Annotated in this window: 20 protein-coding genes; 5 read left to right on the forward strand and 15 right to left on the reverse strand. The window is 68.6% G+C overall.

Translation table 11 applies throughout. The features are described from left to right. Nucleotides 1-83: 83 nt before the first annotated feature. The 11 genes from NWF22_RS05435 to NWF22_RS05485 form a co-directional block, all read right to left on the reverse strand. Complete coding sequence (locus NWF22_RS05435; protein WP_160900277.1) at nucleotides 84-3,986, reverse strand: DUF3376 domain-containing protein; 3,903 nt, start codon at nucleotides 3,984-3,986, stop codon at nucleotides 84-86. Nucleotides 3,987-4,628: 642 nt separating this feature from the next. Further along, complete coding sequence (locus NWF22_RS05440) at nucleotides 4,629-4,928, reverse strand: LuxR C-terminal-related transcriptional regulator (protein WP_258321327.1); 300 nt, start codon at nucleotides 4,926-4,928, stop codon at nucleotides 4,629-4,631. Nucleotides 4,929-5,069: 141 nt separating this feature from the next. Beyond that, nucleotides 5,070-6,149 carry a DUF8320 family protein gene (locus NWF22_RS05445; protein WP_160900274.1) on the reverse strand — a complete coding sequence of 360 codons (1,080 nt, stop codon included), beginning with the start codon at nucleotides 6,147-6,149 and terminating at the stop codon, nucleotides 5,070-5,072. Next, complete coding sequence (locus NWF22_RS05450; protein ID WP_160900272.1) at nucleotides 6,146-7,351, reverse strand: sensor histidine kinase; 1,206 nt, start codon at nucleotides 7,349-7,351, stop codon at nucleotides 6,146-6,148. Before NWF22_RS05450 ends, NWF22_RS05445 begins: the two co-directional genes overlap by 4 nt. After that, nucleotides 7,318-7,977, reverse strand: coding sequence for a response regulator transcription factor (locus tag NWF22_RS05455; protein WP_160900271.1), 660 nt, complete (start codon nucleotides 7,975-7,977; stop codon nucleotides 7,318-7,320). The genes NWF22_RS05450 and NWF22_RS05455 overlap by 34 nt, the downstream gene beginning before the upstream one ends. A 150-nt stretch (nucleotides 7,978-8,127) precedes the next feature. Continuing rightward, a complete protein-coding gene (locus NWF22_RS05460; RefSeq protein ID WP_160901351.1) occupies nucleotides 8,128-8,445 on the reverse strand; it encodes a hypothetical protein in 318 nt (105 codons plus the stop codon). A 117-nt stretch (nucleotides 8,446-8,562) separates the two neighbouring features. Then, nucleotides 8,563-9,438 (reverse strand): Clp protease N-terminal domain-containing protein, encoded by an 876-nt coding sequence (locus NWF22_RS05465; RefSeq protein WP_160900269.1) that lies wholly within the window; start codon nucleotides 9,436-9,438, stop codon nucleotides 8,563-8,565. Further along, nucleotides 9,431-9,712, reverse strand: a complete 282-nt coding sequence (locus tag NWF22_RS05470; protein WP_160900268.1) for a helix-turn-helix domain-containing protein — start codon at nucleotides 9,710-9,712, stop codon at nucleotides 9,431-9,433. The genes NWF22_RS05465 and NWF22_RS05470 overlap by 8 nt, the downstream gene beginning before the upstream one ends. A gap of 70 nt (nucleotides 9,713-9,782) precedes the next feature. Further along, a complete protein-coding gene (locus NWF22_RS05475) occupies nucleotides 9,783-11,450 on the reverse strand; it encodes an alpha/beta hydrolase (protein ID WP_233750848.1) in 1,668 nt (555 codons plus the stop codon). After that, entirely contained in the window at nucleotides 11,450-11,770 is a 321-nt protein-coding gene (locus NWF22_RS05480; protein ID WP_160900266.1) for a hypothetical protein, read from the reverse strand. The genes NWF22_RS05475 and NWF22_RS05480 overlap by 1 nt, the downstream gene beginning before the upstream one ends. A 67-nt stretch (nucleotides 11,771-11,837) precedes the next feature. Then, a complete protein-coding gene (locus NWF22_RS05485) occupies nucleotides 11,838-12,740 on the reverse strand; it encodes a MurR/RpiR family transcriptional regulator (RefSeq protein ID WP_160900265.1) in 903 nt (300 codons plus the stop codon). A gap of 163 nt (nucleotides 12,741-12,903) precedes the next feature. On the opposite strand from NWF22_RS05485, the gene NWF22_RS05490 reads away from it, so the two are divergent. The 4 genes from NWF22_RS05490 to NWF22_RS05505 are packed head-to-tail and all read left to right on the forward strand — an operon-like array spanning nucleotide 12,904 to nucleotide 17,153. Continuing rightward, nucleotides 12,904-14,400, forward strand: coding sequence for a glutamine synthetase family protein (locus NWF22_RS05490; RefSeq protein ID WP_160900263.1), 1,497 nt, complete (start codon nucleotides 12,904-12,906; stop codon nucleotides 14,398-14,400). A 28-nt stretch (nucleotides 14,401-14,428) separates the two neighbouring features. Then, nucleotides 14,429-15,742, forward strand: a complete 1,314-nt coding sequence (locus NWF22_RS05495) for an aromatic ring-hydroxylating oxygenase subunit alpha (protein ID WP_160900262.1) — start codon at nucleotides 14,429-14,431, stop codon at nucleotides 15,740-15,742. Further along, nucleotides 15,739-16,413 (forward strand): aromatic-ring-hydroxylating dioxygenase subunit beta, encoded by a 675-nt coding sequence (locus tag NWF22_RS05500; RefSeq protein ID WP_160900260.1) that lies wholly within the window; start codon nucleotides 15,739-15,741, stop codon nucleotides 16,411-16,413. Before NWF22_RS05495 ends, NWF22_RS05500 begins: the two co-directional genes overlap by 4 nt. A gap of 23 nt (nucleotides 16,414-16,436) precedes the next feature. After that, nucleotides 16,437-17,153, forward strand: coding sequence for a type 1 glutamine amidotransferase (locus NWF22_RS05505; RefSeq protein WP_160900259.1), 717 nt, complete (start codon nucleotides 16,437-16,439; stop codon nucleotides 17,151-17,153). A gap of 84 nt (nucleotides 17,154-17,237) precedes the next feature. Here NWF22_RS05505 and NWF22_RS05510 read toward each other — a convergent pair whose 3' ends face one another. The 4 genes from NWF22_RS05510 to NWF22_RS05525 form a co-directional block, all read right to left on the reverse strand. Then, nucleotides 17,238-19,766: an FtsX-like permease family protein gene (locus tag NWF22_RS05510; protein ID WP_160900258.1), complete on the reverse strand. Its 2,529-nt coding sequence runs from the start codon at nucleotides 19,764-19,766 to the stop codon at nucleotides 17,238-17,240. A gap of 29 nt (nucleotides 19,767-19,795) precedes the next feature. Beyond that, on the reverse strand, nucleotides 19,796-20,494 hold the full coding sequence (locus NWF22_RS05515) for an ABC transporter ATP-binding protein (RefSeq protein ID WP_160900257.1): 699 nt from the start codon (nucleotides 20,492-20,494) through the stop codon (nucleotides 19,796-19,798). 187 nt (nucleotides 20,495-20,681) lie between these two features. Further along, nucleotides 20,682-21,515 (reverse strand): glycoside hydrolase family 16 protein, encoded by an 834-nt coding sequence (locus NWF22_RS05520; protein WP_258321328.1) that lies wholly within the window; start codon nucleotides 21,513-21,515, stop codon nucleotides 20,682-20,684. Beyond that, nucleotides 21,512-22,570, reverse strand: coding sequence for a glycosyltransferase family 2 protein (locus NWF22_RS05525; RefSeq protein ID WP_233750847.1), 1,059 nt, complete (start codon nucleotides 22,568-22,570; stop codon nucleotides 21,512-21,514). Before NWF22_RS05525 ends, NWF22_RS05520 begins: the two co-directional genes overlap by 4 nt. A 209-nt stretch (nucleotides 22,571-22,779) precedes the next feature. Between NWF22_RS05525 and NWF22_RS05530 the strand changes: the two genes are divergently transcribed. Then, complete coding sequence (locus NWF22_RS05530) at nucleotides 22,780-23,574, forward strand: glycosyltransferase family 2 protein (RefSeq protein WP_160900256.1); 795 nt, start codon at nucleotides 22,780-22,782, stop codon at nucleotides 23,572-23,574. Nucleotides 23,575-23,697: the final 123 nt, after the last annotated feature.

Here is a 23,697-nt window from a genome sequence, read left to right on the forward strand (position 1 = left end):
TGCGCCGGCCTGAACTCCCTGCCGCACGCGGTGCTCACTTCTTCTCGACTCACCGCACTCAGACGTCTCAGCGTTCAGGCGCCTCAGCGTTCAGGCGCCTCAGCGTCGGCCCACCGCCCGCGCATCTGCGACACCAGCCGCCACCGTTCCCGGAAGATGTCGCGGCCCGAGGCCGCCAGCAACCCGGCATGGATGGGTTTGGTCAGCTGATGCATCACTCCCATCCCGATCAACCAGATGGCCACCGGCAGCAGATCGGTCACCGGGTTGTCCAGCCCGTCGAACGCCGCGACGATCAGCAGGCCGACCAGTGCGAGCGCCGCGATCACCACGGCCTCACCGACCATGAAGTACCAGGGGGTCCACCCCCACACGCTGATCAACGCGAGCACCGTCGCGGACACCACCACGGTCACCGTGGTCGCGGTCAGAAGTTGACCGGAGTGGCCGACCTGCGCGACGCCCCAATCCAAGAATGACGTCACCCACCCCCACTTCGGGAGTGCGTCGATAACGTCGAGGGGCCGCACGCAGCGATCGAGCTCGGGTGTGTCCGTGCACGGATACCAGGCCAGCAGCGTGGCCGCCGTCGCGGCGATGACATACAGGACGCCGGTGGCCACGAGCGCCGCGACCCTGCCGCCGGATGGTCGGGGCAACGGCCGGGCGGTCAACGATCGCCGGTACAGCCACCACATCAACAGACCGCACGCGACCACCACCAGCACCATCAGTTCCGAGCCGACTTCCAGCCACCACTGTGGCCACACGATCAGCCAGCCCGCGCCGGCCACGAACACCACGCCCACCACGATGTTCGCCCAGTAGCGAATCGCGGCCCGTCGTCGGGAGGCGGCGATGACCTCCGGCCACACGCCGAAACGCTTCTTCCGGGTCTCGTCGTCCAATCGCTTGGTGCGACCGGCGTCGAAGTGGTGGACGACGACCCGCCAGCGCTTGCGGACTCCCCGACCGAGCACGAATGACACCACACCGATGGCGACGATCACCGATAGGAACATGCGCTGTCCCGCGGTGTCGGTCATGGCGGCACCCAGCAGTGCGGCCGCGGTGCACGAGACGGCGAGGGCGCCGAGGAGCCGCAGGGTGTCGGCGAACAGACACGCGATCACCGCCACCGGCCGGGCCATGATGAGCGCGGCCATCCGCACGGCTCGGGTCACCAGTCCGCCCGACCGGGAGGACGGCTGCAGTCCGCGAACGGCCAGCGGGAGGATCCGGGAGACCAGGGCGAAGCGGTACAACGGGGTGAGGTCCGCCAGCGACTCCCCACCGACGGTGGCCAGTCGTTGTTTCAGTGGCTCCGTGGTCGCGTCGGTGCCCGCGCGGCACAGTTCGTCGCCCTCGGCGAGGATCAGCCGGCGCGGGTCGTCGGCGTCCGGCGGCTCGGGCGCGCCCATCTTTGTGAGCAGGCCGAGGATGCCGGTGGCGGCGTCCAGTCGACCCCAGTACCAGTCGTTCTCGCGCCAGCGCCGGGACAGGAACCCGCCGAAGCGGTGCAGCTCGGTGCCGGCGAGTTTCATGTCGGCGCGGGCGAGTTGGTTGGTGTGCTCCACCGCGTCGGTGATGATCGTCGGGTTGATCTGCGCCGGGTCGATCTTCTTGCGCACCCACTGCTGGGTCTGTTTCTGCACCGCCGCCTCGCGCAGCGGTGTCAGGTCGAGCCCGCCCACCTCGGTTGCCGGGTTGTCGCCGGTGATCGCGGCGAAGTTCACTCCCATGGCGGTGGTCGGAATCCCGGCGGGCAGACACAGCCGCACGAGGTGGAACGCGCTGGGGTCGGCGACGTCGGCGAGGGCACCATAGATGCCGAGCCCGGCACGGTCGGGCAGAGCGTGGGTGGCCGCGCGGATGCATCGGAGTTCGTTGTCCAGAACGGTCCGGATCGTCGGGAGCAGCGGCGATTCGCCGTCGGCTCGTCGTGCACCCATCTCGACCAGCAGCCGATAGAAGTCGGCGTCGGCCACCGCCTCGTCGGACGAGACCGGGGCGATCGCGGCCACGAGTTCGGCGGCGATCCGCCAGTCGCTCTGCCCGTTCAGCGCGGCCCGGAGGCGATCGCGGATCGGCACCGTGCGGTCGCCGTCGTCACCGCCAGTGTCATCGCCGCCGGAGAACAGCAGTTCCCGATACATGGTCTCGTGGCGCACGTACAGCAGCATGGCCAGACACCGATAGAGCACGTCCTTGCTGCGCACCAGGTCCGCAGAGGCCGCGTGCCCGAGTGCCTGGACCCAGGCGACCAGCAGCACCGCGGTGTCGGCGAGGCCGTCGACATCACCGCTGATGAAGGTTTCGCGGGCGGCGTCACTGCCGGTGTCATCGCCGAAACCGACATACAGCGCGGTGATCTCCGCGGCGACCACCGTCGGATCGGGTCGCTTGTCGGGGAGGTCGACGCCACCGAACGGCGGCACACAGAAGTGCTCGCGCGGATTGCGGAGCAGGTCGGCGACGGCCGGGATGTCGCGTCCGATCCGGGCCTCGAGGTAGCCGGGCAGCCAGGAGGCGATATCTGCCGGTCGGTCGGCGTCGAGGACACCGGCCAACGACGTCAGCCGGTGTGCGATCGACGCACATCGCTCGTTGTACTCCTGGACGGCGACGATCTCGTCGTCGGCGGTCTCGGTGCGGGTGCGCAATGCCATCGACGCCCGGATGACCTGCACCCAGTCGACGCCGGTGTCGGCGTCGCGCAGCCGCCGCAGCATGCTCTGCCGGTCGGTCGGCACGCCACCGTCGGTGGTGGGGTCGAAGCGGACATCGTCGGGCAGCATCGTCGGATATGTGGCGGCGGGCGGCTGCGGGTCCAGGTAGAGCAGGTGTCGGTGTGATTCCTCGGTGGCGGTGGCGCGCTGGATGGCCCGCAATGCCCGGCCGATCGGGATGTTGTCGAACACCCCGCCGTCGACGACGTCGAACCGGTCGCAATCACGGCCGAGCCGCTCGCAGCCGCCGGCCGATCGCGCGGATCGCGCGTACGGGAAGACCGGCGCCATGTTCCACACCCGGTTGCGCTCGACCCAGCGCTGCCAGTCGATCGGTTCGAGCCGGAACCAACCGGTGATCGTCCGGATGGTCAGCCGAATCCGTCCGACGCCGCGTTCGTCGCCGGCATTGGTGCGGCGCACCCCGTCGGCGGACGCCCCGGTGACCGAGTGCACCGACGCCGGCTCGAAGGCCCCCGGGAACGACGAGGTGGCGCGCGCGGCCAACGCCATCCGGCCGAGGCTGCGGGCGCGTTGAACCGCCGAGTCGGCCAGCGTCTCGTCGCTGATGCCCGGGATGGTCGAGAATCGGGTGCGCAGACCACCGGGCCGCCGCATGAAGGTGAATCCGGCCTGGTTGCTGAGGCCGGGTTCCTGAGGGTCCGGCAGGACGGTCGCGGCGAGTTCCACCGTCAGCCGCTCCACCGCGGTCTGTTCGGTCCGGTCGGCGTGGGTGGCGGCCTCGGCGATCTCGGCCAGGGTGTCGGCGGCGATCGTGAGGAACTGGTCGTCGCCGCGCAGGATCGACGACACCCGTGCGACGCCCGGCCGGCGCAGCAGATCCCACAGCCCGCCGCGGTCCTTCCACATCCGCAGGACGATGTCGTCGGTGGCCACGCCGTAGGACTGGGCGAGCGCGAAGAGGATGGCATTCAGGCCGCCGGCGCTGGCACCGGCGAGGATGTCGAATTCGACGTGGTCGTAGCCGGCCTCGCGCACCATCCGCCGGTAGACCTCGGCACGGCGATTCCGCGCGATGCGGCGCGGGCAGGCCGCTCGGGCGTCGGCGGGGCATCGGTCGTCGGGACACACCGGGTCGGCGTCGGTGTCGAGCAGCGCGCGCCGCAACACGTCGAATTCGGCGACCGCGCCCCCAATCCACACGGCCATGCTGACCCCGCCGCGCATGGCGAGCGCGATGCGCAGGGTGGGGCGCCGGCCGTCGGCCGCGTCGGTGTCGGCACGAGAGGTCGTCATCGGGGCCTCGATCGGGAGTTCGGGATCGGTGCCTCATGGTGGCAACAACCCGGGGCCCAGATCTGCCCCGACCTGATCTCGGGGCGGTTCTGTTACCGAAATGAGCGAACCGCGCAACCCTGGTTCGTTCGGTCGGATGACGTCGGTAGGCTCAGCCGGCGACCCGAGTTGGCTCACGTTGGTGTCCAACCCCGTGAAACCTCTGCCCAAGTCGGTGAGAGTGGGTCGACGGGGTGGCGGCGGCTGTCCCAGATGACGCCGGAGCGCTGCGCCATCGCCGATGGTGTCGTGCCGGCGCGCTGACGTGTCATCTGGGTCAGCCGTATCGACCGGGTCGGCGGTATTCCGCTCGCCGGCGTGGCCGCGGCGAGGTCTGGTTGTAAATTCCGTTGCAGCACACCACCGGTCGGTATCCGCGTTGGGCTGCCGGGCGGAAATGACCGCTGCCGTGGGGTTGTCGATGTCGGATCTTGCGCTCGGCTCCGGGCGGCCCGGACCGGGTTGGTGTCCACCGGGCACTGTAGCGCCCCAGGTCACAGCCGTGCGGGCCGCAGAATCCGGAGATCTGAGCCAACACGGGTGTTACCGAAATGTGCGAACCGCGCGACCCCGGTTCGTTCGATCAGATGATGCCGGTGGGGCTCAGCCGGCGAGTCGCCCCGGGCGCCGGACGGCGCCATCGCACGGCTGGGCAGCCGGCGCGTTGGCCCGGCCGACACTGGCCGCGATCTCGTTGATCGTGGTGTAACCGTCCTCAATCGCACGGACGAGTAGCGCGATCTTGGTGGTGGCCGGACGCCCGGCGGCACGATATTTGCCGCGGATGCGCACCAGATGTGTCCGGACCGTCGCGTCGGTGATGAACAGGTCTCGGGCGATCTCGCGCATGGGGCGGTCGGCGACCCATCGGACCAGTACGTCGACCTCGCGGTCGCTCAGCACAGGGGATGAATAGTGTTCCCGGACAATTGCGTTCGTCATCATTGGTTCCTCACACGCGCATGGCTGCCATACATCAAACTAGGTTATGCCGACACATTCGGCCAGACGCATGTTTCGGTGCCCCCAGGACTGGGGTGACAGTTAGTTGTACGAACGGATGCCGCCGGTCTTGTCGATCTCCGAGCGCACGCTGCTGCCGTCGGGGCGGCGATGCAGCACGGAGGCTGCGATGGAACCGTGTGGCGGCGCGACCCGCACGAACACCTGTCCGGTGCGCGCGGCGGCGAGCACCGAGCCGGCGAGATCACGCACCGCCGAGGCCACCCGCGAGTCGATCGGATCGGTGCCCTCGCCGTCGGGGCGGGCGCCGGAGTCGTCGATGAACACCACCTCCACGCCGTGGGCCCGGGCGCGGTAGGCCGGCTCCTCGAGGTCGAGTGCCGTCATCAGCGGCGCGCGCAGCCGGTCGCGCAGATGCGCCTCGAGCAATGCGCACTGGATGCGTTCGTCATCGGTCAGCGGTGCCCCGGACGCGATGCGTTCGAGCATCGGCCGCGCGAGGCTGTCGAGGAAGGCGACCTGATGGGCGCGTTCCTCGTCGGCGGCCGTGTCGGCGGACAACCGCGCGACCTGGGTGATGGTCTGGGACCGCAGAGCGAACACCGCCCGTGCGGTCGGGCGCAGCGTCAAGGAGAAGAGCGTGCCCATGATCAGTGGCGCCAGGTTGATGGCGACCATCCGCAATGCCTCGACCGGAGATTGTCCGAGGGACTCGGCCCAGAACGCGTACACGGCGGAGGCTGCGAGGAATCCGAGCCACGGGGCGACGAGGCGTCCGCGCACGCACATGAAGCAGTAGACCGCGGTGATCCCGCTGTGTGCCCACATCACCATCAACGATGAGGTCCACGGGACGCCCGGACCCGCCGTGGCCCACAATGCGCACGCGCAGGCGACCGGTCCGGCCGCTGCGAGCGCGATCGTGGTCCCCCGCGGCAGCGGATCGCCGGGGACCTGCAGGATGGCCACCACCGCCGCGGTGAGGATGACGCCCGCCAGGATCGTCGGCCACTCCGCCGGGTCTCTGATGAGGATGTACCCGATCGTCGACCAAGTGGCCGCCAGGAATGCCGCGGCGACCAGCCACGCACCGGGCTGTCGCATGCCGAGCAGGTCACGCACGTCCTGGTCGGTCGCCGAACTCGGTCGCAGCGCGCTCATGCCGACCACTCCACGACCACCCGGGTGCCGCCGCCGGGGCGCGACTCGACGGTGGCCGCTCCGCCCTCGATGCGGCGGATGCGGCCCAGCACACTGACCGCGATGCCCAGCCGCGATGCCGGCACGTGGGTCGGGTCGAAGCCGCGCCCGTCATCGCGGATATCCACCCGCAGCGACGATGGCGACGCCGATGCGGTCACCGTCGTCGTGGCCTCCGCGCCGGCATGTCGTCGGCTGTTACGAACGGCCTCGGCGCTGGCCGAGGCGATCGCCGACACCACCTCGCCGGGATAGGCGGGCAGTGGGTCATCGACGTGCACGCGCACGGTCAGGGTGGGGTCGACCAGTCCCACCGCCGCCCGTATCTGGCTGATCGCGTCGTGGCCGCCGACCGTCTCGGGTCCGTCACCGGCCGCGGCGCGATCGACGGCGGCCAGCGCCGCACGCGCGTCCTCGGCGAGTTCGGGCGATCCGCCCCGGCGCGAGGCCGTCAGCAAGGTGGACATCACGTTGTCGTGGGTGAGGGCATCGAACCGGCTGCGCTCGGTCGATCGCGCGTCGGCGGCGGCGGCCGCGGCGGTGGCGCGAAACGCCTCCGACCTCGTCTGATCGAGGATGCCGGCGGTGCGGATGGCCATCACCGCGGCGGATACGAAGATCAGCGAATAGGAGCAGCCCCATGCGATGTCGACGAACAGCGGCCCGTTGAGCGTCGCCGGCCGCAGCAGGTGGCTCAGCGCGATGACCGTGGAGTTGACGACGAACAGGTAGCCGAACGCGATGACCGGCCGGAACGCCAGCGCCGCGGCGATGGCGGCGAGGCCGGGGAACTGCGACAGCCAGAGCCCGCCGACCAGGTCGAGCTCCTGCCCCGACCACGCGAACCACCACAGCCCGACCGACACGGCGTATCCGCAGGCCGCCACGCCGGCGACGAGCCGGATCCGCCGGACATCACCCCACCAGCCCGCCGGCGCCATGGCCAGTCCGGTGCCGAAGGTGAGGATGAGCGCGAGCACCGTCCACCACGGCTGCATGTCCGCGGCGGTCTCGACCACCATGGACGCGGTCATCAGGGCGTAGGCGAGGTAGCCGACGGCGACGAACCCCGACAGCAGCCGCAGGATGCGCCGGCCCGCGTACTCGTCGCGTTCATCGCGCGCGTCGGTCACCTCCGGAAGCGCCGCGGTATCGGCAGCCATCCATCCTCGATCGCACGCTTGTAGAGATCGGTCTTGGTGGGCGCGGGCCGCCCGGCGGTGTTGTAGCGCCCGCGGATGCGGTTGACGTAGTCGGTGACGGTCTCGGTGGAGATGTTCATTTCTCTGGCGACCCGCGCCGACGATTCGCCGGCCGCATACAACTCGAGAACGCGGCGCAATTGCGGCGAGAGGTCCACGAAACCGGGATCGGAATCGATCGCCGCCGCCCAATCGATACCGGGCACCGTGTCGCCCGACAATGCGCACCGCATGGCGTCGAGCAATTCCCCCTCCCGCGCATTCTTGCGAACCACACCCATCACTCCGGCGCTCGCCGCCTGACGCACCATGTACATCTCGTCGCCCGAGGTGTACACGAGCGCCGGAACCCCTGCCGCGCGCAATGTCTCGATGTTGGCGATCGACGATGTCCCGTCGCCCAGACGCAGGTCCAGCAGCACCAGATCGATGTCGGTGGTGGTGGCCAGTAGCGCGCTCACCGTCCCGGCGCCCGCGACCAGCTCCATGTCGGGTTGTTCGTCGAGGGTGGCGCGCAACCCGCGGACGATCTGCTCGTGATCGTCCACCACTCCGATGCGCCACGCCCCGCCGGGCCGTTCGGTCATGCCGACATCATCTCTTACCGGTCCGACAGTGGCGGACGAAGGGCGGTATTTCCGTTCATTCCTTCGGACGACATCGACGCTTTCCCGAGGGGAATTCAGAAAATACGACTAATGAGAAGTAGTTCGGGATTGAAACGAAAATGTGACGATTCATGACTGTGCCGCCGGCCGGGGGTCGGCGGGGCGCAACGCCCAGCCCGGAACCCAGTGCGTGACCTTCTCCTGGCGGTCGCGCGCGGTGATCGTGTAGGTCACCTTGCCGTACCACTCACCCCATTCCGACCGCGCCCACGCGGTGAGCACACCGAGGTGGACCGACCGGATCTGCAGGCCGTCGGGGAAGTACTCGCCGGAGTGGTGCGGGGTCTGCGGGTACAGCGCGTTGAGGTCGATGAGCACCGCCTTGTGGCCGACCGGGAAGAACACCGGCCGTCGTGGCTGGCCGCTGTCGCCGCCGATCCACTGCATACCCACACTCGAACATTAGTTCGAGTGTGGGTATGCGCTCAACTCTGCAGCGGAGTGAGGCCAACGTGCCGGTGGGCGACACGTTGGCCTCACTCGCCGGGAGTGTTCGGCGCCCGGTCAGACCTCGGCCTCGACGTCGGGCAGGCTCGCCCAGACGGCGGCCTTCAGGTCGTCGGGGGTGGTGGCCGACTCGATCACCGCTCGCGACGCGTCGTCGGCGATGTCGATGATGGCCAGCAGCAGGTACTCGGGCCGCAGCCGGCGGTCGCCACGCTCTCGCGCGATCTCCACGCCCTTGGCCATGGTCGACCGGGCCGACGCGGCGAACCGCGGTCGACTGCCCCGGCCGCGCGGACCACGGCGGCCTCGCCCGGGCTCCCAGGGCCCGTCCTCGGCAAACGGTCCACCGGGGCCGAAGGGTCCGCCGGGGCCGCCCGGTCCGAACGGGCCGCCACCGGGGCCGAAGCCCTCGCGCCCCCAGGCTTCCCGTCCCCAGCCCTCGGGGCCGCAACCGTCGGGGCCACGTCCGTGGTGGGGGCCATGGCCGTGGCCGTGCCGATGACCGGGGCCACGTCCGCGACCGCGACCGCGTCGACCGCCGGGCCCGCGTTCGGGGCGTCGAGCCCAGCCCTCGGACAGGTCCTCACCGAACCGTCCGCGGACCGCCTCGCGGACCTTGTCGAGGTCGATCCCGATGCTGCGCAGCGCCGCACGGTCCTCGTCGTAGCGTTGTCGGGCCGATTCCTCCTCGGAATCCGTGGCGGTCGCCTCGGACTCGTCGTCGTGTTCGGTGTGATAGGTCCGCACCGCCTCGCGTGCCGTCGGCAGGGTGAGTCCCTGCTCGGCGAGCAGGGTGAACAGCGGACTGCGGGCATTACAGAGCATGCCCAGGATGAGGTGGTCGTTCCCGAGCTGCCGGTGACCGAGGTCGCCGGCCTCTTGCATGGCGAAAGCCATGAGCATTCTGTCGTCGCGGGTGAATCGCTCAAACATTGGTGTCTCCTTCCGGCCCGCTGTCGCGGACCTCGCGGTGTGCATGTTTCTGATGCACGGCCTGGCGGCTGATCTGCAGGACCTCTGCGATCGCCTGCCAGCTCCAGCCGTGGGCGCGGGCATTGGCCACCTGCACGTCCTCGAGCCGGTCGGCCAGGGTGCGCAGCGCGCGGACGGCGGCCAGACCCCGCGCCGGGTCGTCGCTCGCGGCGTCTCCGGCTAGTCCGGAGGTATCGCGATCGGCCATCTCGGCCTGGTCCTGTTCGTCGCGCATGTTGTCAGGTTATGTTGACAGTCGCCTGGTGTCAAGAATTGTTGACAGGTGACCGAGGCGGGTGGCGGCATCACGGCCAGGGGATACGCAGCGGGAAGTCGGGCGTCCGTTCGACATAGCCGCTGGGCTGCTCACCGACGATGACCCGCACGATGTTGCCGAACGCATCGGAGCCGGGGTCGCGCCAATAGTCGCTGTGGCCGTCGACCCCGGCCACCGGCGTCCGCGAACCGTCGGCGCCGGGTGCGTAGAAGCCGGTGTCGAGCCGGAGCACACCGGGTGCGGTGTCGGGATCGTCGCCGTGCGGATTTCCCGGCAGCGCCTGCACGTACTGGATCGGGTCGCCGGGGGCGGTCAGCGAATAGCGCTCGACGTCGGGGTTCGGATTGCGCCACGGGCCGTCGAACACGCCGGTGCCCGCCGACGACGCGTAGACGACCCGGTCGGCGCGCAGCCCGAGTTGTTCGGCGGAACCGACCACCGACCCGCCGTAGGAGTGGCCGATGACGGTCAGCGCCGCGCCGGGCGCGTGTGCGGCGATCTCGGCGTCAAGCTCCGCGGCGAAGCCGACGAGTCCGGGTGCCATCTCCCGCGCGAACCGGGGGGCGGCCGCCGAGTCGTCGAGGGAGGCCGCCGCTGCCCCGGCGGTACCCAGAGCCTGCCCGAGCGGACCCGCAAGCGAACCGAGCATCGCGCCGGCTCCGACGGCGTCGTCGAGACCTTCGTATCCCATCGTCTGCGGCAGGTCGCCGTCGAGGTACACGAACACGGGACCGTCGGTCGCGCGGGCGAGTTCGGTGGCCGCCGCGACACTCTGATCGATGGTGTCGAGGCCGGCGCCGGTACCGGGCACCAACACTGCCGCGTTGCGGGTCTCCGCATCCAGCACACCGACCATCTCGATGACGTGCCCCTGCGCGGTGTTGTCGAAGGCGATGAACCGGCGCCGGGTGCCGTCGGCGCGCGGGCGCAGGAGTTCGGCGAGACGGCGTGCCCGGCGGTCGTCGCCGCGGCCGGCGCGGCGTTCGGCGTCCAGCGCCGCACGGATCGCGAGATCGTTCGCGGCGGTGCGCAATTCGAAGTCCACGCCGTCGAGATTGCCGACGACGTGGGGATCGGCCACTGCGATCTGTCTGCGATCCCCCTCGGTGAGCTGCGACAGGAATGCCCGCCGCGTCGACGGTGTCATCCGGGTCAGCGCGGTCACCACCCGGCCGGCGTCGGCGCTGCTGCCGTCGGGCAGGGTCACACCGGCGCCTCCCCCACCGGCCGACATCGCCGCCACCAGTTGGTCGATCCGCGCGCCTCGTTGCTCGTCGACAGCATCGATGACGCTGAGCCCCTGTCGGATTCGCACTTCGGCAGTTCTCGAACGCTCGTCGGGGCCCGCGCGGCCGGTCACGTGCCCGTCGTCGGTGACGGCATACCCGTCGGCGATAGCGGCATCGACCTCGGCGAGCACGATCTCGCGTGCGTGCGCCAGATCGGCGCCGGCATTCTCGGCCTCGTCGGCGACCTGGACGAGTAGCCGCCGCAGCCGGGCGGCCCGGACGCCGGTGTCGTCGGCGTAGTGGTGCGCCCAGACGGCGGTGGTGCCGGTCCAGTGGGTCGCGTCGACGGCCCGGATGACCTGGCGCGTCGCGCGATCGACGATGTCGGACGCCGCATGCGCTGCGGCGCCGGCCGCGGTGACGGCGTCGGGTCGCCACTCTCGCAGTTCGGAGATGGTCGGCCGCATCAGCGCCGCGACCGCAGCTCCCGGGCGGACGCGTCGTCGGCGTCGCGGATTCCGGTCACGAAGTCGGTGAGCACGGTACTCATCTCTTCCAGACGCCCGCGCAGCGAATCCGCCGCACCGCGGATCACGTCGTCGGCGTCGAGCAGGGCACGCATCGTCCGACCCTGCGGGGGTGGCGCCGAACCCTGCTGTCGGACAACCAGTTCGATGGCCGCCACACGTATCGCCTCGGCACGCGAGGTGCGCGCGGCGGCGACGATCTCCGCAGGCGCCGCAACAAGGGAAGCCGCAACACGGGAATCGGGGGACGAGAGTGGCATCGGGGGCTCCTTACCGGGCCGAGCGAGAACATGAGCGACGAAACATGTCGTCGGTCAGTTGGACGCATCAGCCGCGCCGGCGGTTCCCGGGACCTTGCCGCCGTGGTTCCTCCGCGGCGAGTTGCAGCTCCTCGAATCCGGCCAGCCGATCGCGAGCGGGCCCGCCGAGTTCCTTGGCCACCAGCGACACCAGGAGTTCCACCAGCATGAAGCCGTGCGTCATGGAATCGAACGGCCCCGGACCGGCGTGACTGGTCGGGAACACCCAGGTGGCCAACGAGGCCAGCGGTGAGAGGTACCGGTCGGTCACCAGGATCAGCTGAGCACCCCGGTCGGCTGCAGCCATTCCCCAGTCGATGGTGGCGTGCTGGTAACGGCGATAGTCGAAGAGGATGACCACCGTCTGTGTGCCGACGTCGATCTGCGCGGCCATCTGGTCGCCGGAGTTCGGCGGGACCTCGACGACATCGGTACGCAGCATATGCAGGTACCGCGCCAGCTGCGTGGCCAGCACCGAACTGAACCGACCGCCCACGCACATCACCGAATTGGCGGGATCGGCCACCGCGGAGACCGCCTCCTGCAGCTCCGACACCACCAGACTGCCGATGGTCGAGCGCAGACCGTCCGTGTACAGCGTCGCCGCAGAGCTCAGCGCCGACTCCTCGGCCACCGACTCGTCGGCGTCCGGGTAGACGGCGACCGGCGAGAACAGCCGCGTCTGCACCTCCTCGCGCAACGCCTCCTGAAACGCGCCGTAGCCGGAGAACCCGAGCTTGCCGACCAAACGCAGGGCAGTGGGGGCACTGACGTCGGCTTCGGCGGCGAGCTGTGCGATGGGAACCAGCCCCGCCGTCGGATACGAATCGGTCAGCGCCGCCACCACCCGCATCTCCCCCGGCGCCAACGTGTGCCGCACCTGTCGGATTCGTTGCGCGACCGTGCCCTCGCTGGGCGGCCCCTCCGTCATCGCGTCAGCCCCGTCATATCTGGGGAGTCTAAGTGGTCCTGTCCGCAAATTCGTCGGCTGCGGCGTTACAAACGTTTAACGCATTACGTCGAGCACTACTGGCGTAACGCACATAACGTTGGCTGGACGCCGCACCTCAAGCCCCACGCCCGCAGGAGAACGCATGCACGACCAGGCCACCCTCGGATTCATCGCCCGTCACAACCTCTGGACGCCGCAACAACAAGCGGCCGCCGACGCCATCGCCGAGCGGGTCCGTGCCGGCGAGTTCACCACGGTACGAGTGAGTGTGGCAGACCCGCAGGGCAAGCTCCGCGGCAAGACCACCTTGCCCAAGACCTTCCTGTCCACCCTCACCAATGGACTCGACTTCAGCTCTGCGCAATACAATTTCGACTCGGGCGAGAACATCGCGTTCAACCCGTTCACCACGGGCGGCAGCCTGGACATGGCCGAGATGGAAGGATTCCCCGACCTGGTCCTGGTGCCCGACCCGCTGACCTTCCGGGAACTCCCGTGGGCGCCGGGAACCGGGTGGGTTCTCGGCGACATGTATTTCAACGACGGCACACCGGTGCCCTTCGATGCCCGCCACAAGCTCAAGCAGGTCGTCGCCGACCTCGAGAGCGAGGGCCTGCACTATGTCGCGGGCCTGGAGGTCGAGTTCTACCTGACGCGGGTGGTGGACCCGAAACTCGCACCCGCCGACAGCGGCGCGCTCGGCATGCCCCCGGCCCCGCCGGTCGTGGAGACGATCGGCAAGGGCTACGCGTATCAGTCGGAGGTCCAGATGGATGCCATCGACGACTTCCTCACCGTGGTCGCCGACTACGCCGACAAGCTGGGCATGCCATTGCGCACCATGGAAGACGAACTCGGGCCCGGTCAGCTCGAGTTCACCTTCGACGTGCTCGGCGCACTCGAGGCCGCCGACACCATGACGCTGTTCCGGTCGATGATCAAACAGGTCAGCGCGCGAATGGGACTGCACGCCACCTTCATGACCCGGCCCGGTCTGCCCGGCTTCTGCGCCAGCGGCTGGCATCTGCACCAGAGCGTGTCCGATCGCGACGGCATCAATCTCTTCCCGGCCGCGGCCGGATCCGATGATCTGCTGTCCCCGCTGGGTCGGCACTTCGTCGGCGGACTACTCGAACATGCTTCGGCTGCTTCGGTGTTCACCACTCCCAGCATCAACGGCTATCACCGTCGTCGGCCCTATTCGTTGGCACCCGACCGCGCCACGTGGGGCCACGACAACCGCGCGGCGATGTGTCGCGTGCAGGGTGGTCCCGGTGATCCGACGTCGCACATCGAGAACCGGATCGGCGAGCCGACCGCGAATCCGTATCTCTATCTGGGATGTCAGATCGCGGCCGGCCTCGACGGCATCCGGCGAGAGCTCGATCCCGGTCCGGTGGAGGCCGACCCGTACAGCGCCACCGATCGCCCGAAACTGCCGGTGACGTTGATGGAGGCGGTCGACGAGCTCAAGCGCAGCGAGTTCTTCCGGCAGACCTTCGGCAACATCTTCGTCGACTGGCTGCTCGGGTTGAAGGCCTCGGAGATCGGCCGCTTCCTGGAGGCGGAACCGGACTGGGAGCACAACCCCGACGTCGTCACCGAATGGGAGCACCGTGAGTACTTCACCAAGTACTGAGGCGCCGCCGCCAGATAGAGGAGTTACGTTGAGCCACACAACAACCGATGCCACCATCCATCGACTCGACGAACTCGTGACCGAGCGACGGGTGCACCGCAGTCTTTACACCGATCCGGCCGTCTTCGCCACCGAGATGACCAAGGTGTACGGCGGGACGTGGACCTACCTCGCGCACGAGAGCGAGATCCCCGAACCGAACGATTTCGTTCGGCGGAAGCTGGGCCTGCGACCGGTCATCGTCACCCGTGGCCGTGACGGCACCCTCCACGGCCTGATCAACCGGTGCACCCATCGCGGCGCGACGGTCTGCCGGGTGGACAGCGGAAACGCCCGCAGCTTCATGTGTCCGTATCACAACTGGACATTCGACAACACCGGCAGACTCACCGGTGTCCCGATGCGCAAGGGTTACGGTTCCGATTTCAATGCTGCGGAACTCGGTTTGGGGCGGCTGCGGGTGGAGTCCTACCGCGGCTTCATCTTCGGCACCTTGAACCACGAGATCGCCGATTTGGGTGAGCATCTCGGTGATGTGACCGACTACATCGATCAGTGGCTGGACCGCTGGTCCGGCGCCGAGTTGGTGGTGCGACATGGGCAGACACGGCTCAACTGCAAGGGGAATTGGAAACTCGTCTACGACAATTCGGCCGACGGCTATCACCCCGGCTTCTCGCATGCTTCGTTGCTGCGGATGCGCAAGGAGCGCTACGGCGTCGGTGTCGACATGCAGTGGGCGCTCGGCGATGTCGATTCGGGACTGCAGACCGTCACCGACCTCGACAACGGCAACACCTTCCTCGATCAACGCGCCGAGATCGACAGCTATTGGGAGTCGGCCGCTCCGATGCCCGGTCAGGACGCCTACGAACAGCTCATCCGAGCGCGGCTCGACGACGCGCAGGCCAAGGCGGCGCTCGACGTGGTCGTCGGCTCCGGGATGAACCTCAACATCTTCCCGAACCTGCTGATCATCGGCAACCAGATCCAGGTCATCGAACCGATCGCGGTCGACGAGACCGACCTGGTCTGGTATTCGACGAGTCTGCACGCACCCGATCTACCGACGGAGGTCAACGCGCTGCGTGTGCGACTGCAGGAGGACTTCCCGGCATTCGGCGAACCCGACGATCTTGCCAACTTCGAAGAGTGTCAGGCCGGCCTCGGGGTCGAGGAAATGGAGTGGGTGGTGACGCACCGACATCTGCACACCGGACGCGAAAGCCTCGATGCGCGCGGACATCTGACCGGACCGGTCACCGATGAGCTACCCATCCGCGCGTTCTGGCGGGAGTGGCGCACACGCATGATCTCCGAGACGAAGTTGGTGGCACGATGACCGATACCGACGCCTACACCGGCGCCTCCGTGCACCGCAACGCCGATGACCCGGTGGTGCAGTTCGCGCTCGACACCATCCTCGCCGACAGCCTGCACTCGACCTACATCGACGACGCCTACTATGCAAAACTGCGGAACGACCTCGTCGAGTGGGGTGCGGTCGGCACCCCTTTGACCACTGAGGAGCGCGACGCCTACGAGGCACTCGTCCTGCACGAGAGCTGGCTGCTGGATCGTCGCGCATTCGAGCAGTGGTACCAACTGTATTCACGCGAGTGCCTCTATTGGATCCCGGCCGCGCGGGATATGCCCGATCCGGACGTCGGCGATCCGAGCACGCGTGTGACGATCGCGTTCGACGATCGGCGGCGCATGGGGGATCGGATCGTGTGGCTGCGGACGGGGGTTGCGTACTCGCAGTTGCCGCCGTCGTACACGACGCATGTGAACACCGGCTTCGTCCGGGTACCGACCGATAATCCGGATGAGGTGAAGATCCGCTCGCAGTTCGTGGTGCACGAGATGCGCGACGGGCACGCCCTGCAGGTGATCCCCGGGTGGATGGGGCATGTGTTCGTTCGTGAGGACGGTCGACTCAAGATCGACCGCAAGATCGTCTGCCTCGTCGACGGCCACCGCAGCCACCACAATCTGACCTTCCTGATCTAGTGTCGGCGGGTAGGCTCCGCGGCATGGGGTTGCGAGCATTGACGCTGGTCCACAACGTCCTGCCGGACTACCGCCGCGCGATCGTCGGGTCGCTGCTGCCGGCGATGGAACGGCGCGGCTTCGACGTGGACATCGTGGCGGCCGACGAGGACGAGCCGTTTCCCACGCCGAGCGACGTGGATCTGCTGGTGGTGACCGGCTCGGCCGATTCGGTGCACGACGAGTCGTTGCCGTGGATCGACCGGGAGCGCGAGTACCTGCGCGAGGCCATCGCCGCCGGGGTGCCCATCTACGGCATCTGCTTCGGGGGTCAGATCCTGGCCAGCGCGCTGGGCGGAACGGTCGCGGTGAGCAGTCGGCCGGAGCACGGTTTCGTTCCGGTCGCGACGACGCGGCCGGACCTGGTGGCCGACGGCCCGTGGATGCAGTACCACTACGACACCATCACCGTGCCCGACGACGTCGAGGTGATCGCCCACAACGCGGCGGGGGTGCAGGCCTTCGTGAGCGGCCCGCATCTCGGGGTGCAGTTCCATCCCGAGATCAGCCCGGAGTGCTTTGTCGCCTGGAAGGACGGATTCTCCGGCCCGAAATCCGACATGTCCGACCATGACGTCGATCTCGTGGCGCTGGCGGCGTCGATCGCGGAACGCACCGACGCCGCGGCCGCCGATTGTGATCGGCTGTTCGAGCGGTTCCTGGCGCATGCCGGGTTGGATGTGGGTGTGGCGGGCGCCTGAGCGGCGGTCGGGGTCTCGATACGCGACTCACTACGTTCGCTGCTACTCGACCAGCAGTCAGATGCGGCCAGCGGGTGGGGGCGGCTATTCGTTGAGGATCGACTCGCTGATGTTCATGCGGGAGGCGCGCATGGCCGGGATCAGTGCGCCGACGATGCATAAACCGCAGGCGACGGCGACGAAGATCAGCGTGGTGGGGCGCGGCGAGTACTGGATGTCGATCGAGGTGGTGGCCCACAGGATCTTGTCGGACAAGAAGTGCAGTGCCCCACCGAGTATCAGGCCGGTCAGGGATCCGATCAAGGCGACGCCGGCGGCCTCGGCGACCACCATCCGGGAGACGAAGCGTCGCGACGCCCCCATCGCCCGCAGCACGCCGAGCTCACGGCGACGTTCGATCACCGACAGCAGCAGCGTGTTCAGCAGGGCGACCGCGGCGGCGAGCGCGACGATCCACTGGATGGCGACGGTGAATGCCCCCGCCTGCTCGGCCTGGGCCTGCGCGTTCTCGAGCGATTCCGCACCCGACTCCACGTCGGCCGGTTTCCCCAGGCTGGTCGGATACTCGGCGGTCACCGCCTCGAGTTCGCGGCGGATCTCGTCTGGGTCGGCGGCCGGGTCGGTGGACACCTGCAGGTAGGTGGCGCCCGGTCGGTCGAACCACTCCGACAGCACCGCATTGCTCATCGCCGCGGTCCCCGACCCCATCGAGATGTAGTTGACGAGGTCCCGGATCACGATGTTCCGATAGCCACTGGGCGTGGCCATCTGCAGCGTGTCGCCCTCCGCGACGTCGAGGGTGCGGGCCAGGATGGTGGACATCAGCATCCCGTCGCCGGCGATCACCTGTTGCAGGGCCTCGGGGTCGGCCTTCTTCACGAAGGGCGCCAACGAATTCGGCTCCAGCCCCTGGACGTAGATCTTGGCTTCGTCGACGTTGATCGACGCCCACTGCGAGCCCACCACCTGCGTCACGCCGGGGACCTGCGCGACCGCCCCGGCGAGTTCGTCGGGTAACGCGGGTCCGATCGGCAGGCCCGAGCTGTCGGTGGACACGTAGAAGTCCGGATCGGCCAGGCCGTCGAGCGAACCGGAGATGGAGCTGACCAGGTTGTCGAGCGCCCCGGAGGTGCCCATACCGACCGCAACGGCCACCGCCACCGTCATCAGCGTCGCCCAGGCCCGGCGCGGCGCGCGTTCGGTGTTGACCGCCGCGAGCTGTCCGGGACCGCGCAGGCGCCGCGACAACCCCACCACCAACTCGACCAGCGGCACCGTGAGCGCGTAGCAGAGCAGCAGGGCGCCGACGGCGAACACCGCACCGGCCAGGATGGCCGGACGACCCGGTACGCCGGTCGCCACGAACCACGACGCCACCAGCAGCACGACACCCACGATCCCGGCGATCCACACGCTGCGGCCGTTCTTGCCGGTGCCGTCGGCGACCTCGCCGGCGACCATCGCCTCCACCGGCGACACGGCGAACACCGAGCGGGCCGCGAGCGTCGTCGCCGCGACGCAGGCGAGGACACACGCACCGATGGCGATGACCGGCGCGTAGACGGGCAGGTGATAGCTCACCGCGGTCGCCATCTGATCCGTGTTGGCCTCCGGGATCCGGCCGATCGCCCAGCGGCCGGCGAGGATGCCGATCGGCACCCCGAGGGCACCGCCGACCAACCCGAACAACGCCGACTCGCCGAGCAGATCGCCGACGAGGTGACTGCGGCGCGCCCCGAGCGCCCGCATCATCGCCAACGACTGCCGCCGCGACGCCACCGCCATGTTCATCGTGTTGAACACCAGGAAGCCGGCGATGACCAGCGAGATCAGCGAGACCAGCAGGGTCGCGTCACGAGTCACCGAGCTCGCCGTCTCGACCTGCTCGGCGCGGAAGTCGGGGTCCACCACCACGGCCCGGCCGTCGACCACCGAGGCCACCGATTCCTTGAGCGCAGCGATGTCGGTGCCCGGCTCGGCGACGATCAGGATCGAGTCGACCTTGCCCTCCTGGGCGGCGAGCCGTTGCGCGAGACCGAGGTAGGCGAAGATGAAGTTGCCGCGGTTGAGCGCGTCGGCAGCGTCGCCGTCGATCACCGAGATCACCTGGACGTCAACATCATTGATGGTGAGGCGCTCACCCTCGGTGAGCCCGGTACCCGATCCGGCGACGATCCCGTCCGCGAGGTCGCCCTCGTCGACGCCGCCGGACTGCTGCTGCGCCGCCGCCTCCCGCAGGTCCCCGGACAGCGCGGTCACCCGGAAATCCGAACCGAGCAGAGCGACGTTGCGGTCGTCGATGACCACCGAGTTACGGACCAGTGGCACCACGGATTTCGCCTCCGGGACGGCACGGCGGATCTCGGCGGCGAGGTCGTCGTCGACGCCGGAGTCGGCGATGGCGGCGACCTCGACCTGGGCGCTGCCGCTGATGGCGGCGTTGACCTGCCGCACCGATTCGGTCAGCGAACCATAGAGCCCGAGCACCGAGATCAGCAGCGCCGACGCCACCACGACCACCAGCAGTGAGGTGACCACCCGCAGCCGATGTGTCCGGATCTCCCGCAGGTTCAGCACCCGGATCCGCGACAGCCCGGACACCACCGACCGCACCGGACGGATTGTGCGCGTGGAGGACCGTCTCACGCGGTCTTCCCGTCCCGGACCGTGACGGTGGTGTCGGCGACGTCGGCGGCATGCGCGTCGTGGGTCACCATCACCACCAGTCGGTTCGGGGTGTCGTGGGCGACCTCGGACAACAGCTGCAGCACCGCGTCGCCGGTCTTGGAGTCCAGGTTGCCGGTGGGCTCGTCGGCCAGCAGGATGGTCGGGTCCATGATCAGCGACCGCGCGATGGCGACACGCTGCATCTGTCCGCCGGACAGTTCGGACGGGCGGTGATCGACACGCGCGCCCAGGCCGACCCGCTCGAGCAGCTCGATGGCGCGCGGCTTGGCCTTGCGCAGGGACTGACTGTCGAGCAACCGCGGCAGGGCGACGTTCTCCCACGCGGACATGGTCGGCACGAGATTGAAGAACTGGAAGACGAAGCCGACGCGGTGGCGCCGAAACGCCGAGGCGGCGGCGTCGTCCAGCGAGCCGAGATCGGTACCGTCGACGGTGATGGTGCCCGACGTCGGGGTGTCCAGCGCACCGAGTACGTGCAGCAGTGTGCTCTTGCCGGCGCCCGATGGGCCGACGATCGACGCGAACTGACCGCCGTCGAGGGTCAGGTCCAGCCCGTCGAGGGCCCGCACCCGCTGGTCTCCCATCTGGTACTCCCGCACCAGATTGACGGCCTTGACCAGCGGTTCATCCGCGACAGAGCTCACAGACCGCATGGTAGCCCAACCCAGTGAGGTCGACCTTAGTGGTCCTGTCCGTAAGTTCGTCGGGTGTCTTCGGCGTTCGATGAACGACTGGCTGCGTTGTCGTCGGTCACGATGACGCTGTCATCGCTCCCTCCACCGCCTTGCCAGTCGCCCATCGCTCCACCGAAAACCCCGGACGAACTTACGAACAGCACCACTAAGTCGCCGACATCGATCCGCCCGTTTCGGTGTCCGGGATGAACCGCACCCAGTCGACGAGCATCCGCGCGGGAAATGTGGTGGACGGCGCGACGGGTCCGGGCCAGCGACCACCGACAGCGAGGTTCAACAGCACATTCATCGGCTTGTCGAAGACCCATCGCGCATTCGGCGGCAACATGGCCGGGGTGTAGGTGCTCACCACCCGATCGTCGATCGACATGACGATCAGCCCGGGCACGCGATGAACGGCATAGGTGTGGAAACGCGCACCCGCCAAACCCCAGAACGGTCCGGACCGGGTCACCTGCCAATGGGTGCCGCCGTGCGTGGGCCCGTGTAGCGCGGTATGCCAGGAGGTTCCGGCATTGACGAATTCCATGATGTCGATCTCCCCGGACTCGGGATAGCCGACCGTTCCGAGATCTGCGCCGAGAAGCCAGAATGCCGGGTGCAGGCCGGTACCGATCGGCACCTTGATCCGGGCGGCGACCGTCCCCCACCGAAAGGCATACCGGCCGCGGGTGGTGAGCCGTGCCGAGGTGATGCGGCCGCCCTCGCGGTGTGCCTCGATCACCAGATGGCCGCGACCGTCGAGCCGGGCATTACGGGTCGACGAGGTGTACACCTGCCGTTCGCCGTTACCCCAGCCGCCGCCACCGACGTCGTGGGTCCAGACCGACGGGTCCGGTGCGACACCGGCCGGGCCGGTGAAGTCCTCGGACGCAACCACCGTCGCCTGTGCCGATCCACCGGGCACCGACCCCACGGCCGCCAGCGCCAGCAGCGTCGGGATCACCAGTCCCCGAACGAGCCCGTGGCGGCGGCTCACGTGCCGCTCTTCCGCAGTGCCGGCTGCGCAACCGCGATCGGGATCTGACTGTCGGCGCGCTCGGGCACCGTCGCTCCCGACAGCCGCGCGCGGGCATAGCCTGCGGCGGTCACCAGTGCGCCCGCCACGATCATCGCGGACTGGGTCGCCATCTCCGCCCGGGACCGCGCCGCAGCGGTGGCCGGAACCAGCCCCACCAGGCCGCCGATCCGGGAGGCGATGCCGCGGGGCAGCACCACCGCGGTGTATGTCCGCTCGCTGGCGAGTCCGTCTGCGGCACCGACCAATCCGGACACCGCAGCTTTCGAGACGCCTTCGGCGTAGCATCTGCGGAGGTAGTAGCGCGGCGAGGTGCGGTCCTCGGTCACGCGGTGCGCGACGGCCATCGCCGGATCGAAGACGAGTCGCGCTCCGGCACTCGATCGGGTGATCCGGATACACAGTTCGGTCTCCTCACAGCCCAGCGGAATCCGCCCCACCCGGCCGAGACCGGTGTGGAAACCGCCGGCGGCGATGATGTCGTCGCGACGCAGTGACATGTTGGCGCCGATGAAGTTCCGTACGGGTTCACACACCGTCGGCTGCCCGGGATAGCTGCAGCCGACCACCCAGTCGAACTCCGCCGGGAACCACCCCGGACGCCGCCCGCCGGGCCACCGTGCGCGCGCGTGGCCACCCACGCCCCGCACCCGCCCATCGGTGTAGCCGGCCACCATCGTCTGCACCCAGCCGTCGTCGGCGGTCGCATCGTCGTCGAGGAACGCGACGACCGCGGTGCGTGCGGCCGCCACCCCGGTGTTGCGCGCCCCCGAGAGTCCCTGCGGTCCGGTGTTGCGCAGCACCCGCACCGGCACCGTCGGCGTGGTCCGGGCCACGAAGTCCACCACGTCGTCGCCGAGTTCATCGTTGTGGTCGGTCACCACGAGAAGCTCGAACGGCGGCGGAGCTTGTGTGACAACGGATGTGATGGACGAACACAGATCGTTCCAGCGACGATGTGTGTACGCGCAGATGACGACGGTGATGTCGTCGCTTCCCATGGCCCCCGATTCCATGATCCGAGTATGGCCCCCGCGACGCGCGGCCGCGCAACATCCGATGGACCGAAGTGGGCGCTATCACAACCAGAACGAGCGCGTTCACCAAGGGTTAACGCAATAACGCCCTCGGCCCCTTGCGGTTGCGGCCGGTTGGGGCCACGATTGTCACCGTGGGGCAAAGAAGCCGCCCTGCATCCATCGCCGTCATTCATTTTTCGGGGGAAATGAGAATGCGGATTCAACATCCTGATGTCACCGTGGTGATTCCCACGCGGAACGAGGCCAAGAACCTCCCGCACGTCGCGCGTCGTATGCCCGACGGAATCGCCGAGATCATCGTCGTCGACGGCCACTCGACAGATGACACCATCGACGTGGCCCGGTCGCTGTGGCCACGCGCACGCATCATCACCCAGACACGCAACGGCAAGGGCAACGCTCTCGCATGCGGATTCGCGGCGGCCCGCGGACAGATCATCGTGATGATCGACGCCGACGGCTCCACCGATGCCGGAGAGATTCCCTTCTTCGTCCAATCACTGTGCGAAGGAGCTGATTTCGCCAAGGGATCGCGGTTCACCTATCGAGGTGGGAGTTCCGACATCACCCGGTTGCGCAGGCTCGGGAACCAGGGACTCAACGGTATCGTCAACCGGCTCTACGGCGCCCGGTTCACCGATCTGTGCTACGGCTACAACGCGTTCTGGCGGCACTGCCTACCGACCATCGGCCTGCCCAGCCCGGCATTGAGCGAGCCGCAGTGGGGTGACGGATTCGAGGTGGAGACGCTGATGAACATCCGCGTCGCGCAGGCCGGCCTGCACATCGTGGAAGTGGCCAGCTACGAACGCGACCGCATCCACGGGGAGAGCAACCTCAACGCCGTCACCGACGGGATACGCGTGCTGCGAACGATCTTCGACGAACGCTCGGCACATTCGCGCGCGGCCGCCGAAGTGATCCACGCACCGGTGCACGGCGGCCTCGCCGCACCCGGCCTCGGCGCATCGGCGAGCTGACCCGCGCCGCACCGAAATCTCGCGCCCGAACATCTCGCGCCCGGACATCTCGCGCGCGGACATCTCATGCGCCGGAATTCGCCTGCACCGGAACCGACATGCACTCAAGATTCGAGTGCATTA

This window comes from Gordonia mangrovi, assembly GCF_024734075.1.
GTDB classification, from domain to species: domain Bacteria; phylum Actinomycetota; class Actinomycetes; order Mycobacteriales; family Mycobacteriaceae; genus Gordonia; species Gordonia mangrovi.

Bases quoted from the DNA above. Each gene is read 5' to 3' on its own strand.
- NWF22_RS05515 (WP_160900257.1), bottom strand. From the start codon at position 20,494: ATGCGGTCTGTGAGCTCTGTCGCGGATGAACCGCTGGTCAAGGCCGTC.
- NWF22_RS05470 (WP_160900268.1), bottom strand. From the start codon at position 9,712: ATGCGCGACGAACAGGACCAGGCCGAGATGGCCGATCGCGATACCTCC.
- NWF22_RS05455 (WP_160900271.1), bottom strand. From the start codon at position 7,977: ATGACCGAACGGCCCGGCGGGGCGTGGCGCATCGGAGTGGTGGACGAT.
- NWF22_RS05480 (WP_160900266.1), bottom strand. From the start codon at position 11,770: ATGCCACTCTCGTCCCCCGATTCCCGTGTTGCGGCTTCCCTTGTTGCG.
- NWF22_RS05485 (WP_160900265.1), bottom strand. From the start codon at position 12,740: ATGACGGAGGGGCCGCCCAGCGAGGGCACGGTCGCGCAACGAATCCGA.
- NWF22_RS05435 (WP_160900277.1), bottom strand. From the start codon at position 3,986: ATGACGACCTCTCGTGCCGACACCGACGCGGCCGACGGCCGGCGCCCC.
- NWF22_RS05490 (WP_160900263.1), top strand. From the start codon at position 12,904: ATGCACGACCAGGCCACCCTCGGATTCATCGCCCGTCACAACCTCTGG.
- NWF22_RS05445 (WP_160900274.1), bottom strand. From the start codon at position 6,149: ATGAGCGCGCTGCGACCGAGTTCGGCGACCGACCAGGACGTGCGTGAC.
- NWF22_RS05500 (WP_160900260.1), top strand. From the start codon at position 15,739: ATGACCGATACCGACGCCTACACCGGCGCCTCCGTGCACCGCAACGCC.
- NWF22_RS05530 (WP_160900256.1), top strand. From the start codon at position 22,780: ATGAGAATGCGGATTCAACATCCTGATGTCACCGTGGTGATTCCCACG.
- NWF22_RS05475 (WP_233750848.1), bottom strand. From the start codon at position 11,450: ATGCGGCCGACCATCTCCGAACTGCGAGAGTGGCGACCCGACGCCGTC.
- NWF22_RS05465 (WP_160900269.1), bottom strand. From the start codon at position 9,438: ATGTTTGAGCGATTCACCCGCGACGACAGAATGCTCATGGCTTTCGCC.
- NWF22_RS05460 (WP_160901351.1), bottom strand. From the start codon at position 8,445: ATGCAGTGGATCGGCGGCGACAGCGGCCAGCCACGACGGCCGGTGTTC.
- NWF22_RS05505 (WP_160900259.1), top strand. From the start codon at position 16,437: ATGGGGTTGCGAGCATTGACGCTGGTCCACAACGTCCTGCCGGACTAC.
- NWF22_RS05450 (WP_160900272.1), bottom strand. From the start codon at position 7,351: ATGGCTGCCGATACCGCGGCGCTTCCGGAGGTGACCGACGCGCGCGAT.
- NWF22_RS05525 (WP_233750847.1), bottom strand. From the start codon at position 22,570: ATGGAATCGGGGGCCATGGGAAGCGACGACATCACCGTCGTCATCTGC.